This window comes from Paenibacillus sp. Y951, from assembly GCF_056786395.1.
In genome coordinates, this window is the sequence record NZ_JBXCIY010000006.1 from 19,385 (window position 1) to 32,721 (window position 13,337).

Sequence of the window (13,337 nt, forward strand, 5' to 3'; positions counted from 1 at the left end):
AAATGACAATTGTTTTTTTGTATCTCTCTCCTTTTTCCAAATTTAATTCATATTTTTTTCTTAATAACTTTTGATAATACTAACTTCCCCAGTACTTTCTTAGATTATTCTTAAAATTTTCGAAACGAAAGAGAGCTATCAACGTATTACTACGTTGATAGCTCTCTTTGTCATTTATCGGGTGGTTCTTTAATTAAACATTAATTCGTTCATTTATATTTTTCACATAATCATCAGTAATACGAACCTCAATCATCTCATCTTCTTTCAAGAACTTAAACACTCCATTGTTAAAGTCAGTGCCAACTTCTTTATAGAAGATACCTTCGTATTTTGCATTATGTGTATGATTGAAGCAAAGTTTATATTCATCCTCCGTACATGTCAAGTATGCTCTAATTCCTTTTTCGTAGAACTCATCTTGGTTGTTAGCGCCACGGGAAACTGAAATAATATGCAAATCTATGAAAGGAATTTCGCCCAACAATACGTTGATAAATGAACCGCGAGTAATCTCTTCCCAACGATTTTGTGCAGTTTGACCGAGCACTACTTGTGTAATCTTTTTATCAGTCGCAACTTCTGCAATAACTTTTGCAACTGGTCGTTTTTCATTATATTTAATAATAAATTGTTCAGCGCCATGCTCCTGTGCTAATCTTTTCCAGGCGGAAATGTAATGAGTTTTTTCTATATCCCATTCACTTTCTGGTTGAGCGTCTACTGTCAAAACGTAAAGAGGACAATTGAGCATTTCTGCAATTTTGCCGCCTCTCCGAATAAGTCGTTCACCGTTTGGTCCATAATACACACAGACCAGTATGCATTCATCCATACCTGCAGTCTTCATGATTACTCATTCACCTCATCTTAATAATAGCTTTAGCCTACATAACTGGGGTGCTCTTGTCAATGTAGTTGTTGTATAATTAATAGAAATTAATCAAACTTATGCTTTCGATGTTACTTATTATATACAAGTGGTTGCATCGTGAGAAGAACATAAAAAGTTTAAGCTTATGCTTACGATGCTACTTTTTATATACAAGTGGTTGCATCGTGAGAAGAATATAAAAAGTTTAAGGAGGAAGCCTTTTTGTCTACATTACATCTAGCGATCTTACTTCCCTTTGTATTTGTCATAATAATCCCATTGTTATACAAATACACATCTGCTATACATACCGGTTGGATTGCGTTATTTGTTCCTGTCGCTTTGTTTGTCTATTTCGCAGGCTATTTCTCGATCTATGAAGCGATTGAGCCAATAATCGTTTCTGTCCCATGGATTCCCTCGCTTGATATTCACTTTACGCTTTATTTAGATAGCTTATCATTGCTATTTGCCTTACTTATAACAGGTATTGGTTCATTAGTCGTTCTTTATTCCATCTTTTACTTATCTAAGGACCGCGAACGACTTCATCACTTCTATACCTACCTTATGTTATTTATGGGCGCAATGCTTGGTTCGGTACTATCAGATAATTTACTTGTATTATATACGTTCTGGGAGCTTACTAGCGTTTCATCATTTTTACTAATTGCTTATTGGTATCAACGACAGCGTTCAAGATATGGTGCTCAGAAAGCAATGTACATTACGATGACAGGCGGTTTTTCCATGCTGCTAGGCTTCATTATTTTATATGTAGCCTCCGGCACGTTCAGCATTCGTGAAATTATTGCAATGAGTGATACTGTTTCTGCACATTACTTGTTCATTCCAGCAATGTTCTTTATTCTACTAGGAGCATTTACGAAATCAGCACAGTTTCCGTTCCATATTTGGTTGCCTGATGCGATGGAAGCACCTACACCAATTAGCGCATACTTACATTCAGCTACGATGGTGAAGGCTGGTGTATATCTAGTCGCTCGGATGACGCCAATATTCGGTGCTCAGCTAGAATGGTCTTGGACAATTATTATTGTCGGTATTGTAACGCTGTTCTGGGGCTCATTCAATGCGCTCAAGCAATACGATCTGAAAGCTTTGCTTGCTTATTCAACCATAAGTCAACTCGGCTTAATTATGAGTTTGCTCGGTGTCGGTTCTATGGGGATGAATGGAATGTTTGAGGATAAAATCAGCTTTGCTTTTATGGGCGCATTTCTTGCAGCGATCTTCCACCTTATTAATCACTCTGTGTTCAAAGGTAGTCTGTTTATGATGGTAGGTATTCTCGATCATGAAACAGGTACACGTGACATTCGTAAACTGGGTGGTATTATGCATCTTATGCCAATATCATTCACATTGACGATGATAGGTGCCTTCTCGATGGCTGGTTTACCGCCATTTAGTGGATTTCTTAGTAAAGAAATGTTCTTTACTAGCATGCTTACGTTATCTGAAAACAATAGTTCATGGGTCAACATCATTCCTGTTGTCGCATGGATAGCAAGTATTTTCACATTTATTTACTGTATGATTATTATTTTCAAATCGTTCACAGGGACGTATCACGCGAAGCTATTAGAGCGTGTGCCGCATGAGGCTCCCATTGGCATGCTAGCTTCACCAACAGTATTATCTATATTAGCAATTGCGCTTTTCTTATTCCCTGGGCTTGTCGTAACGTCTATTCTAGAACCTACGGTCAAAGGGATGGCACCTAATGTATTTGCAAAGGATCCCAACTGGCATGCACCTCATATTACTGCTTGGCATGGACTTAACTTAGAATTATTTATGACGATTGGGCTCATTGTTATCGGAATATTCCTATTCTTGAGAATAGAGAAATGGAAGTCACCAATCTTTTCTTTATTGTCCAAACGGTATAGCTTGAATCATTTATATGATAAAGGCATTGTAAACTTAGAAAAATTCGGTACGGCAGTAACTCGTAGTTATATGACTGGCTCTACGACACATTATTTAATCTATATTTTCTGTTTCTTAATCATTACAGTACTTGGAACTTTGTTAGCAACAAATTCCTTCTACTTGGATATGTCCAATGATTCGCCAATTGAATGGTATGAATTCGTATTAGGTATCGCGACTGTTATTGCTGCAGTATTTGTTCTATTCTCCAAATCACGACTAATGTCTATTATGGGAGTTAGCGTTATTGGCTTTACAGTGTCGCTCTACTTCGTTATTTTCCGAGCACCGGATCTTGCCTTAACTCAGCTAGTTGTTGAGACAATCTCTACAACACTGTTCTTACTATGCTTCTACTTCTTGCCGAAGTTGAAGACGAATATTACATCGATAAAGTTCAAACTTACTAATGCGATTGTAGCTATAGGAGTTGGAACGACATTAACGTTAATTGGTCTCTCTGCTTATGGTCATCGTATTTTCCAGCCTATCGCATCCTACTTCAACGATGCCTATCAATTAGCTGGTGCGAAAAATATCGTTAACGCTATCCTTGTAGATTTTCGCGCTTTCGATACGATGCTTGAAATTGTTGTACTGTTCTCAGCCGGTATCGGAATTTACACTTTGATTAAATTAAGACATGCGGGAAGGAATGAATAAAATATGAAGTTTACTGATGTTTATTTGCAAACAGCTACGAAAATTCTCGTATTTATAATCATGACCTTCTCTATCTATGTACTCTTTGCAGGTCATAATAATCCTGGTGGAGGTTTTATTGGAGGGTTAATTACTGCTTCTGCGCTAATATTGCTCTATATTGCCTTCGATCTCCAATCGGTACGTGATATTATTCCTGTAGATTTCAAGAAACTTGCTGCAACAGGTGTACTTATTGCTGTATTAACAGGCGTCGTTTCACTTGTGCTGGATGTTCCTTTTCTCTCACAAACCTACACCTACGTTGATCTGCCTTTCCTTGGGAAAACAGAGCTCGCAAGTGCAGCGATCTTTGATCTAGGTGTATACTTGACCGTTCTGGGGACGACAATGACGATCATTACGAGCATAAGTGAGGATGACATCTAATGGAAACATTTATTATTATTATTGCTGGGATACTTTTTACGATTGCAGTTTATCTTATTTTGAATAAAAACTTTCTGCGGATCATTCTGGGTGTAACATTGTTCAGTCATGCTACTCATCTTATGTTAATCGCTATTAACGGACTTAAGAAAGGTAATGCTCCATTGCTAAGTGAGCACGGTGAAATTTATACAGATCCAATTCCACAAGCATTAATATTAACATCTATCGTCATTAGCTTCGCCCTTACTGCATTATTACTTGTGCTGGGCTATCGAACCTATATCGAGCTTGGAACTGACAACATGAAAAAGCTGAAAGGAGAATCGCATGAGTAATATTCTAATCTATCCCATTATTATCCCTTTGCTAATGGCAATGGTTCTTGTATTTATTCGCGAAAAAATTAAGCTGCAGCAATGGTTAACTGGTATAAGTGTACTCGCTGCTATTGCGATATCTGCTTTCACTGTCTACTATGTTTCTGAGCAAGGTATTGTCGTACTTGAGCTAGGTGGTTGGTCCGCACCTTATGGTATTGTGCTCGTTGGTGATATGTTAGCTGTTATTCTAGTTACGGTAGCAAGCTTTGTAACGTTAATGTGTTTACTATTTGGCTTCAATTCATTCGAAGTTGGTCATAAACGCCATTTTGTCTATCCGATGATTCTTATACTACTTGCGGGTGTCAATGGTAGCTTCTTAACAGGAGATATTTTCAATCTATTCGTATTTTTTGAGGTTATGTTAATTGCATCGTATGTACTAATCGTACTCGGTGGTAAGAAAATTCAGCTGCGAGAATCCATTAAATATGTACTTATCAATGTTATTGCTTCTACCTTGTTCGTTATCGCAACCGGTTATTTGTATTCTGTAACTGGAACGTTGAATATGGCGCATCTATCTGAGCGTGTTGCAATGGCTAGCCTAGATGGCCTACTTACAGCAATAAGCTTCTTATACTTAACCGTATTCGGATTGAAATCAGGGCTGTTGCTGTTCTTCTGGCTGCCTGGTTCATACAGTGCCCCACCTGCACCGATTGCAGCATTGTTTGCAGCATTGTTAACGAAAGTAGGTGTATATACGATTATCCGTATGTTCACACTTATTTTCTACCATAATCCGGAGGTTACACATACAGTGATGATGTGGATGGCCGCCATAACGATGATACTCGGCGCTCTTGGCGCAATCTCACAATGGGAAATTAAGAAGATTCTCTCCTATAATGTTATCGTTTCTGTTGGTTTCATCTTATTCGGAGTATCGATAGCGACCGAGCAATCACTTAGTGGCTCTCTCTTCTATCTCATTCATGATATGCTTTCTAAAGCATTAATCTTTATTACTGGCGGTGCGATCATTAGTATCTTCGGTACAGACAAGCTTAAAGAATTTAGCGGCTTAATTCTATTCCGTCCACTGCTTGGCTGGTTATTCTTTATCGGAGCATTAGCATTAGCAGGTGTTCCACCTCTCGGCGGCTTTGTCGGTAAAGTAATGATCTTGAAAGGTGCCGTAGCCGAAGGAGAATTAATTATATCGATTATTGGCTTGTTAACAAGCTTACTCGTGCTATACTCCGTCATGAAAATATTTATCCATAGCTTCTGGGGCGAGACATTAATGAGTGAAGGCCAAGAATATTCTACTGGCACAAACGCATTACTACCAGGTACGATTCTTGTCATCTGTATTGCTGGTATGGGTATTGGTGCAGAATGGATCATGACATTTATCTCACAAGCAACGGATGTTATGGTCAATCCAAATATATATATCGAGGCGGTACTCCAGCAGATTAGTCCTTGACCCCAGCCTAAGTAAAAGGGAAGTGTAAATCAATGACAACGCAGATACTAATTAACCTATTAATTGCTTTTATTTGGATGCTACTGAATGAAAGCTGGAATATCGTTATTTTTGCAGTCGGCTACGTAGTTGGCTTTATCATCATCCTAACGATGCGACGCTTTTTTGCTACTCCATTCTATGGGAAGAAGCTGTCTGCTGCAGTAAAACTGTTGCTACTATTTATCGTTGAACTATTCAAATCAAGCATCACCGTTCTGAAGGAAATTCTTCGTCCTAGGTTAACGATTCAGCCCGGTATCTTCAAATCAGAGACGATTCTTGAAACTGATTTTGAAATTTCATTACTTATTTCATTGCTTACGTTAACACCAGGATCAGTCGTGATGGAAGTCGATCCAAAGCAAAAGGTATTGTATATACACGCAATGGATGCAAAAGATTTTCATAACAATATTACAAAAACTAAGAAAAAATTCGAAAATGCGATTATCGAGGTGATGCGATAATGTTTAATACAATTATGTTGCTTGCGATGTTTCTCCTTTCTATCTCACTTATTATTACGCTTTATCGTATTATTAAAGGACCGACGATTCATGATCGAATTCTGGCGCTCGATTCTATTGCCTACATCATTATCGGAATAGTGGCCATATTATCGATCCATCTCAACTCTCATGCTTATCTGGAAACGATATTATTAATCGGTATTCTAGCATTCCTTAGTACGATTGCATTAAGCAGATATATGGAAAGAGGTGTCGTCATTGGGCGTAAACGGAATGATTGAATGGATTGTCATTATCCTCGTACTATTTGGCACAGCGATGAGTTTGCTAAGCTCATTCGGACTAATTCGCCTGCCGGATGTATATAATCGTGCTCATGCCACAACGAAGAGCGCTACATTAGGAATACTATCCATATTGTCCGGTGCATTTATTTATTTCTCGTTCACCCATGGTGTTTCAAGTGTTCGTCTATTGCTAGCGATCGTGTTCGTGTTTCTAACCGCTCCTGTCGCTGGCCATCTTGTTACTCGTTCTGCACATCGTTACGGTACACCACTGGCTCCCATAAGTGTACAGGATGATTTGAAAGTATTGTATGAAGAACAAGTTGTAAAAGATGAGCAAGAAAGACCTGTGGATGCAGATAACTAGATAGAACAGTAAGCAAAAAGGTGATCTCCAAGCTGGAGACCACCTTTTTGCAATTTTTCTGACTGTAGCAACATCCCCTTGATCTTTAACAAAGTCCCTCTTTTACTGTCAATGACTTGATAGGAATATAAATATCCACCTCACAGTAATGATTAGTAGCTAATTTCTCATCGATATATTCATAATGAAAGAGTTCGGATTGATAGAAACTTGGCTTATGTAAACGGACATAGTTCTGGATATAAACCCCTATCTGTTCCAAATGCTTGCTAGTCAAACTCCTCGGATGGAAATCACCGATGTATGTAAAAATCGCGTACTTGCTCGCCGGAAGGGAATTCATTTCCATGCCAGCAGGAATTTCGTTGAATGAAGACACTTGGACAGAAGGGAAATAATAGCTGTATGACTCCTCTTCCCAAGACTCGTATTTTGTCAATCCGATATAAACTTGATCGTAGATCTTATGCTTTATGGAATCTCTATGTTTCATAACAAACTCATTCCCAACCGTATTTGCCCGGAAATTATTCAAGTTTTCTTCCTGCATAATTTTATGTTTGGAACCGACTAAATTGATAGCAGACTTGAACACAACGGTTGGTGTAAAAATTAGGGCCCCATGAAGTTCCGTTAAATGGGATAGGTCAGCTTTCTCTGTCAGAGATAACTCGGGCTGTGTTTTTCTGAATTGGGTGGGGCTTAAACCGTACAACTTTTTAAAGGCACGAATATAAGACTGCTCATGCTCAAATGCGAAGTAATTGCTAATATCGATAACGTTGTAGCGCGACTCTAATAACAATTCGATGCTCGCGGATAGCTTTCTTGCACGAATATAGTTCATAAGTGATTGCCCGACTGCGCGACTTAGCAATCTATGCGCATGATATTTGGACATATGAACAGTTTGTGCAATTTCTAAAATATTTAATTTGTATTTCAACCTCGACTCTATATAAATCAGAGCGGATTCAATCGTTTCAAGCATGCTTCTGTTCATTTGTGTCTCTAACCCCCTTCGAAAAAGCGCAAGATTGGTTCATTGCCAAGCTCATTTGTATAGTAGTATATTCCATATTACCATGAAATGAGAAAACTCGAGGGTAGCAAATGAATAGTTTTTTTCAATTAGAGATGGAGGAAGATGTAAGTGGACTGCTTGCACAGGCAAGAAAAGCAGCATTGTCAGCACTACAATCGTACGACCTGGCATGGACAAGTATCCACTTTAATCAATTATCTGATACGATCACTTTCAAGATAGAGACGGAGAAGGATGGTTGTTTCCTGCTACGAATTCATTCAAATGATATGACTAAAGAGGAAATTCTTTCTGAAATCATATGGCTTAATGCGCTAGACCAATGTGAGGGTATCATCGTTCCGAATGGGATAGCAACACGTGACGGCGTCTATGTGCTTGAGATTGAAACAAATCACGACAGTCACATATACGTTACTTTGATGAGCTGGTTAGAAGGAGATCAGCAGTGTACCGGTCTAACAGATCGTCAGGTGATGAATATGGGGTTATTAATGGCGAATCTACATGAAGCAGCCGCAACCTTCGTGCCATCTCATGATTTTACGCGTCCAACTTGGGGAGCAGATAGCTTAAAGAGTGATATGACTAAGCTAAAAATTTACTATGAGTGTTTTTTAACAGACCAGGCATGGAGCTCGTACCAAGAAGCTGCTGAGAAAATTGAGCTTCAACTTGCGGCAATGCAAATAAACGATCATAACTATGGGTTAATTCATGCAGACTTGCATACAGGCAATGTTGTATTCAAAGCCGATGATCCGTTCCCTATCGATTTTGGCAGATGTGGATATGGGCATCATCTCTATGATATTGCAGGAGCTCTTGTTGGATTGTATCCCTATCAGCGGCAATTGTTTATCCAAGCTTATGAAAGCGTTAGAAATCTTGAACCTAACTACATCGAGGATTTATCTTGTTTCTTTGTAATGGCCATGATCACGAATTACTGTAGTCATGCCTCCGACCCGAGAGAAACTGCCGGATTAATCGAAGAACAACCATACGCTCAAGCCATAATAAGAGAGTATATTAAGGGTGCTCCATTCCTGTTCAATCCTATCGAGCCGGTCGAGATCAAAGAGCCCCGTAAAATAGAAAAGAGGATTTAAAAATGGATATTAAAGTTCAGCTCTGTGATGTAGATAACAAGTTTATTATAAATAATATCTACCCGCTCTATCTGCACGATTTATCTGAAATATGGGAAAACAAACCTAATCGGTTCGGGGTGTATGAAGAAAATGACATGATGACGCTGATTGAGCAAAATACAGTGTTTGATATATGGTGGGAAAAACCATCCGTATTATTCCCTTTCCTAATTACGGTTGATGACATTCCTGCTGGACTTGCTTTTATCGCAACCCCGCCATTTACACCTTGCCCTTCATATATTAATTATTATTTGAATGAATTTTTCCTGCTACGCCCTTTCCGTAGCAAGGGTGTGGGAGAAGAAGCTGCTAGGCAGGTGTTTGACCAATTCAAAGGAAACTGGGAAGTACAGACAGGGCTAATAGATCGAAATATGAGAGCGCAAATGTTTTGGCGTAAGGCTTTAGCCGCTTACACCAATGGACAATATTCGGAAGAGCATGCAAAGGATACAGAAGGAAGTGATAAGTTAGTATTTCGGTTTACTAATTCGTAGGTGCACGAAAAGTGGAAGGTTTTCAGTAGATAAAATACTTCGCGGCGGAGAGAATATAAACTAGCTGAATAGCAATAACTTTGCCCTTATGTCTCCCATTTCAAATTAGTCAAACATAAGAAACGGGAGCATAATAGCGATGGAAGCAGTTCTTATTCTCTTAGCGATGCAATAACGATTACATGAGACATTATGTCTGTAGAAATAGCCTCTGATTTCCCCAAAAGTTATTTAATATCTAATCTTTTTTTGAAACTCTACCAATTATTAATCGCATGCTCCACAAAGCCTACCAAATTATTAATCTCCAATACTTCTCCGTTATCCAGTATGACTTTACCATCAAATCTAGCAAATACTTGATAGAAATCCCATTCTTTAATTTGCCATGGAGATGCTTTAATATGTTTGCGATTATACGTTAATACTGCAGATGTACTGTAGCCTTTCTGGTTCAACATACCATCATTACTAAGTAGTAGACCTGGAGTAACAATTTCATATTGCATAACTACACCTCCGTTATTTTTGAAAACGCGATTTGGCAAAACGTCCTGCTGGAATTAACGGTTGATTGTTCAAACATAACCGTTTTTGTCCATTACGATCGCTCTAGTTGAGGTCTCGGATAATGGGGCAATATATGATCTGGTGTAACTTGATCTGCCCATTTCGTTTTTAAACCTTTGCTTCCTATTTCCCACTTATTATGGATGTCCGTCCTCATTAAATTCCCCCGTCAGCAGTAGTCATTGTAGAGTTAGTCTTCCAGCATTATAAAACGCTTTCATACTTTTTAATATTTATTTTTCCATCGAACGGGAATTGTTTAGTGGCAACGAGTTGCTGCAGCTTTGCTAGCCCTAATTGGGCACCCTCAATTAACGCTTTAGGATAATTATATGTTTGTTGATTATGAAGGAATTCATCTTCATCTACTACTTTCCAATCCTCATGCGGCTCCTGCAAATAATCAAGATCTAGATCAACAAATGAAATAATACCATTATCCAATCGGGATGGCATTGCTACATTACAATAGTGCATCATTTCACCATTTTCTCGAAATGATACCGAAAACGTATACCACTCTTCAAAAAAGAAAATTTCTATGGATGGGTAAGGCATAATAAATTGCTTCTGCTTTGTATAATGGTGAAATTTCCGACCTGCGTGACAGGCAACCATCGCATATTGTTCATTAAGCTCAATTAAGTCAGCTTCCCATTCATAATGTAAGCGATTCGGATACTTAAATGCTTGAATTTGTACAGATTTTCTCAACTTGTTATAATGCTCCACTCTAGCTCTCCTAGCTATAAGTACATAAGAAGAGCCATCGTAAGATGACTCTTCCCATACCACCTATATTGTTTATTTTACTTGTTAAAATGATATGTCCAGAAATGTTCCTTACCGAATTTCGATTTAACTTCTGGTGATTCAGTATCATCATTACCAAACATCTCTGATATTTGGAACTGCGTAGCATGTGCCGCAATCGCATCTTTTTTCTGCTTAAGATACGATGACACATCGACAGTAATATCAGGTTCCCCATTCATATCGTACATATCATGTGCGAACGCAATGCACCACACTGGGGGACGTTCACTTGCTGGTATATCCTCAAGAACGCGAATGACCGAGGCACCAGTAGCATCATGATCGGGATGAACACTGAACCCAGGGAAGAATGTAAGCACTAACGTTGGCTGGACATCGTTATATATCTCTCTAATGACCGAATCAATATATTCCTTCGGCTCAAATTCAACGGTTTTATCAAGAAATCCTAACATGCGTACATCTTCAAAACCAATCGCCTTACAGGCTTGAATTAATTCTTGCTTACGATAATGGGGCAAACTAATTCGATCAGCAATCAAAGGATTACCAAGTCCTCGTCCCATCTCGCCTAATGTTAAGCATGCATAAGTGACTTGAGCACCTTCATCTATAAATTTCGCAAGAGTACCTGATAACCCGAATGCTTCATCATCAGGATGCGGTAAAACAACCAATATTTTTTCTGACATGGTGAAACCTCCTATTATTAGGTCTGTTAAGTTGACATATTCGATTCCGGTGAAGCTACGTTAGCATAGTCATCGTGGTCACAGTCGGACGTTTAGAGTTACCAAATTAAAATGAAAGTTCAAAAAGCGGGCTTTCAGAACCGAGAAGCTGGAGCGCTACTTGAGAAAAGCGGAAGCGCAAGTGTACGTGTTTGGTACACGCGAACCGTACTTTCCAAGTTCGCTTCAGATTCGATGTCGAATATGCTACGAAGCCAATCATCGTTATCAAAGTCTGCTTTTTGAACTTCCCCTTCTAGAAGGGGGTTGTACTGAGTTGTAGGGCTACGACCAGCTTCCCCTCCGAATTAATTCCTGCCAATGCCAACCTACCTTGCTCATCATCCACAAAATGTGTTAATCCTTCTGCATAAACCCAACCATGCTCAAGCTTTAATCCAACTCGATATGGGCCTTTCCCTTCAATTGAACCATGTGAATACGTAATAACTGCGTTCCGTATAAAATTAGCTGCTGGATGCTTTGTTACATCCAAATGTGCAGCGTAAGCGCCTGTCGTTAATTCCAAATGGATATATAATGGAGTGTTTCGAAAAGCATCGATATGTTTCTGAATATCTTCAACCTCAATTGGATTCATAAATACGCCTCACTTTCTACTCTACTTTCCATTATACAAGATATTGCCCGATAGATTAAATAATAATCTGATTCCAGCTAAAAAAAGGTACTACACTTCTGCTGTGACCATCTATTGAATGTTATCAATGAGATCAAATCACAGCATAAGTAGCACCCTATAAGTAACAAACAACACAAACTTCCGAGGAATGGCATCTTCGCCGCCGACTAAGCTTCGGCAGCATACTCATCGTAATCACAAGCGATGAAACAACACTAAGCAACGTGTACGGATTGAGTATACGAGCGCCCACTTGTTCGAAGCTTTCAATAAAAGTTCAAGCAGTCGGACGTTTAAAGCTTCTCATTCAAATCGAGGTTCAAAAAGCGGGCTTTCAGAATTGAGCAGGTGAAATGTTACTTGAGAAAGGCGGAAGCGCAAGTGTACGTGTTTGGTACACGCGAACCGTACTTTCCAAGTTCGTTTCAGATGCGATGTCGAATAACCTTCGAAGCAAATCTTCGTTATCAAAGTCCGCTGTTTTGAACTTCCCCTACCTCTACAATTGCTTTATATATAACAGCTTCCCTTCACCCGGATAATAATACTCCGGCATATGACACATAAATGTAAAACCGTTGCGCTGAAACATTTTTCTAGCACTTTCATACTCAGGCAGATCGCAAGTAAACGTCTCAATATAGCGGCCTTGCTGCGCTTGGCAATATTGGAACATAGCATCCATCAGCTTCCAGCCTAGCTTACGGTGACGATATTCGCGATGTACACCGAAATATTCTAATCGATAACCACCACTACGATGTTCATTTTCAACAAATATGATTGCAGAAATAATGTGATTATCCTCTTCTTCAAACCAACAAAATACATGTTTCTCTTGTAAACTTCGCATCGGCAACCAACGTAATTGCTCCGTCTCCCCAGGTGTAAATCGTTGGTCATCAAAACAATCCTCACCTAGCAAAAAGTCTGATACTTTGCCCGCTTCCGTTCCAGTTGTGACAGGCTTAATATTAATATGTTGTTGAATCATCTCATTCATAATTC

17 protein-coding genes are annotated in these 13,337 nt (G+C 39.0%); 10 read left to right on the top strand and 7 right to left on the bottom strand.

The window, feature by feature from the left end; all coding sequences use genetic code 11:
* Positions 1-193 precede the first annotated feature (193 nt).
* A complete protein-coding gene (locus AC1TPB_RS10220) occupies positions 194-850 on the bottom strand; it encodes a universal stress protein (RefSeq protein ID WP_482076389.1) in 657 nt (218 codons plus the stop codon).
* A gap of 246 nt (positions 851-1,096) precedes the next feature.
* Here AC1TPB_RS10220 and AC1TPB_RS10225 point away from each other — a divergent pair, with 246 nt between their 5' ends.
* Genes AC1TPB_RS10225 through mnhG form a run of 7 tightly spaced genes read left to right on the top strand, consistent with a single transcriptional unit; the run spans position 1,097 to position 6,909 of the window.
* Positions 1,097-3,496, top strand: coding sequence for a Na+/H+ antiporter subunit A (locus AC1TPB_RS10225; RefSeq protein ID WP_482076390.1), 2,400 nt, complete (start codon positions 1,097-1,099; stop codon positions 3,494-3,496).
* A 3-nt stretch (positions 3,497-3,499) separates the two neighbouring features.
* Positions 3,500-3,925, top strand: a complete 426-nt coding sequence (locus AC1TPB_RS10230; RefSeq protein WP_482062910.1) for a Na(+)/H(+) antiporter subunit B — start codon at positions 3,500-3,502, stop codon at positions 3,923-3,925.
* Positions 3,925-4,263 (top strand): Na(+)/H(+) antiporter subunit C, encoded by a 339-nt coding sequence (locus tag AC1TPB_RS10235; RefSeq protein ID WP_482062911.1) that lies wholly within the window; start codon positions 3,925-3,927, stop codon positions 4,261-4,263. Before AC1TPB_RS10230 ends, AC1TPB_RS10235 begins: the two co-directional genes overlap by 1 nt.
* Positions 4,256-5,743: a Na+/H+ antiporter subunit D gene (locus tag AC1TPB_RS10240; protein ID WP_482076391.1), complete on the top strand. Its 1,488-nt coding sequence runs from the start codon at positions 4,256-4,258 to the stop codon at positions 5,741-5,743. Before AC1TPB_RS10235 ends, AC1TPB_RS10240 begins: the two co-directional genes overlap by 8 nt.
* Positions 5,744-5,775: 32 nt before the next feature.
* Positions 5,776-6,252 (top strand): Na+/H+ antiporter subunit E, encoded by a 477-nt coding sequence (locus AC1TPB_RS10245; protein ID WP_482062913.1) that lies wholly within the window; start codon positions 5,776-5,778, stop codon positions 6,250-6,252.
* Positions 6,252-6,536, top strand: a complete 285-nt coding sequence (locus AC1TPB_RS10250) for a Na(+)/H(+) antiporter subunit F1 (protein ID WP_482062914.1) — start codon at positions 6,252-6,254, stop codon at positions 6,534-6,536. The genes AC1TPB_RS10245 and AC1TPB_RS10250 overlap by 1 nt, the downstream gene beginning before the upstream one ends.
* Entirely contained in the window at positions 6,514-6,909 is a 396-nt protein-coding gene (gene mnhG, locus AC1TPB_RS10255; protein ID WP_482076392.1) for a monovalent cation/H(+) antiporter subunit G, read from the top strand. The genes AC1TPB_RS10250 and mnhG overlap by 23 nt, the downstream gene beginning before the upstream one ends.
* A gap of 85 nt (positions 6,910-6,994) precedes the next feature.
* On the opposite strand, the gene AC1TPB_RS10260 is transcribed toward mnhG, so the two are convergent.
* Entirely contained in the window at positions 6,995-7,912 is a 918-nt protein-coding gene (locus tag AC1TPB_RS10260) for an AraC family transcriptional regulator (RefSeq protein ID WP_482076393.1), read from the bottom strand.
* A gap of 110 nt (positions 7,913-8,022) precedes the next feature.
* Here AC1TPB_RS10260 and AC1TPB_RS10265 point away from each other — a divergent pair, with 110 nt between their 5' ends.
* Both AC1TPB_RS10265 and AC1TPB_RS10270 read left to right on the top strand, forming a co-directional pair.
* Positions 8,023-9,066 (top strand): phosphotransferase enzyme family protein, encoded by a 1,044-nt coding sequence (locus AC1TPB_RS10265; RefSeq protein ID WP_482076394.1) that lies wholly within the window; start codon positions 8,023-8,025, stop codon positions 9,064-9,066.
* A 2-nt stretch (positions 9,067-9,068) separates the two neighbouring features.
* Positions 9,069-9,608 carry a GNAT family N-acetyltransferase gene (locus AC1TPB_RS10270; protein WP_482076395.1) on the top strand — a complete coding sequence of 180 codons (540 nt, stop codon included), beginning with the start codon at positions 9,069-9,071 and terminating at the stop codon, positions 9,606-9,608.
* A gap of 257 nt (positions 9,609-9,865) precedes the next feature.
* Here AC1TPB_RS10270 and AC1TPB_RS10275 read toward each other — a convergent pair whose 3' ends face one another.
* The 3 genes from AC1TPB_RS10275 to bshB2 all read right to left on the bottom strand — a co-directional run bounded on the left by AC1TPB_RS10275 (position 9,866) and on the right by bshB2 (position 11,647).
* Entirely contained in the window at positions 9,866-10,117 is a 252-nt protein-coding gene (locus AC1TPB_RS10275; RefSeq protein WP_482076396.1) for a DUF2804 family protein, read from the bottom strand.
* 265 nt (positions 10,118-10,382) lie between these two features.
* Positions 10,383-10,910: a DUF402 domain-containing protein gene (locus AC1TPB_RS10280; RefSeq protein WP_482076397.1), complete on the bottom strand. Its 528-nt coding sequence runs from the start codon at positions 10,908-10,910 to the stop codon at positions 10,383-10,385.
* Positions 10,911-10,987: 77 nt separating this feature from the next.
* The gene (gene bshB2, locus AC1TPB_RS10285) at positions 10,988-11,647 is read right to left on the bottom strand and encodes a bacillithiol biosynthesis deacetylase BshB2 (RefSeq protein WP_482076398.1); all 660 of its coding nucleotides are present in this window, start codon (positions 11,645-11,647) and stop codon (positions 10,988-10,990) included.
* A 111-nt stretch (positions 11,648-11,758) separates the two neighbouring features.
* Here bshB2 and AC1TPB_RS10290 point away from each other — a divergent pair, with 111 nt between their 5' ends.
* Positions 11,759-11,932 (top strand): hypothetical protein, encoded by a 174-nt coding sequence (locus AC1TPB_RS10290; RefSeq protein ID WP_482076399.1) that lies wholly within the window; start codon positions 11,759-11,761, stop codon positions 11,930-11,932.
* Between the two features lie 10 nt (positions 11,933-11,942).
* Here the strand turns inward: AC1TPB_RS10290 and AC1TPB_RS10295 are convergent, their stop codons facing one another.
* Both AC1TPB_RS10295 and AC1TPB_RS10300 read right to left on the bottom strand, forming a co-directional pair.
* Positions 11,943-12,287, bottom strand: coding sequence for a YojF family protein (locus tag AC1TPB_RS10295; protein ID WP_482076400.1), 345 nt, complete (start codon positions 12,285-12,287; stop codon positions 11,943-11,945).
* A 541-nt stretch (positions 12,288-12,828) separates the two neighbouring features.
* Entirely contained in the window at positions 12,829-13,332 is a 504-nt protein-coding gene (locus AC1TPB_RS10300) for a GNAT family N-acetyltransferase (protein ID WP_482076401.1), read from the bottom strand.
* Between the last annotated feature and the right edge of the window lie 5 nt (positions 13,333-13,337).

Bases quoted from the DNA above. Each gene is read 5' to 3' on its own strand.
- AC1TPB_RS10270 (WP_482076395.1), top strand. From the start codon at position 9,069: ATGGATATTAAAGTTCAGCTCTGTGATGTAGATAACAAGTTTATTATA.
- AC1TPB_RS10220 (WP_482076389.1), bottom strand. From the start codon at position 850: ATGAAGACTGCAGGTATGGATGAATGCATACTGGTCTGTGTGTATTAT.
- bshB2 (WP_482076398.1), bottom strand. From the start codon at position 11,647: ATGTCAGAAAAAATATTGGTTGTTTTACCGCATCCTGATGATGAAGCA.
- AC1TPB_RS10235 (WP_482062911.1), top strand. From the start codon at position 3,925: ATGGAAACATTTATTATTATTATTGCTGGGATACTTTTTACGATTGCA.
- AC1TPB_RS10290 (WP_482076399.1), top strand. From the start codon at position 11,759: ATGAAAGTTCAAAAAGCGGGCTTTCAGAACCGAGAAGCTGGAGCGCTA.
- AC1TPB_RS10230 (WP_482062910.1), top strand. From the start codon at position 3,500: ATGAAGTTTACTGATGTTTATTTGCAAACAGCTACGAAAATTCTCGTA.
- AC1TPB_RS10260 (WP_482076393.1), bottom strand. From the start codon at position 7,912: ATGAACAGAAGCATGCTTGAAACGATTGAATCCGCTCTGATTTATATA.
- AC1TPB_RS10265 (WP_482076394.1), top strand. From the start codon at position 8,023: ATGAATAGTTTTTTTCAATTAGAGATGGAGGAAGATGTAAGTGGACTG.
- AC1TPB_RS10240 (WP_482076391.1), top strand. From the start codon at position 4,256: ATGAGTAATATTCTAATCTATCCCATTATTATCCCTTTGCTAATGGCA.
- AC1TPB_RS10275 (WP_482076396.1), bottom strand. From the start codon at position 10,117: ATGCAATATGAAATTGTTACTCCAGGTCTACTACTTAGTAATGATGGT.
- AC1TPB_RS10250 (WP_482062914.1), top strand. From the start codon at position 6,252: ATGTTTAATACAATTATGTTGCTTGCGATGTTTCTCCTTTCTATCTCA.
- AC1TPB_RS10245 (WP_482062913.1), top strand. From the start codon at position 5,776: ATGACAACGCAGATACTAATTAACCTATTAATTGCTTTTATTTGGATG.
- AC1TPB_RS10300 (WP_482076401.1), bottom strand. From the start codon at position 13,332: ATGAATGAGATGATTCAACAACATATTAATATTAAGCCTGTCACAACT.
- AC1TPB_RS10295 (WP_482076400.1), bottom strand. From the start codon at position 12,287: ATGAATCCAATTGAGGTTGAAGATATTCAGAAACATATCGATGCTTTT.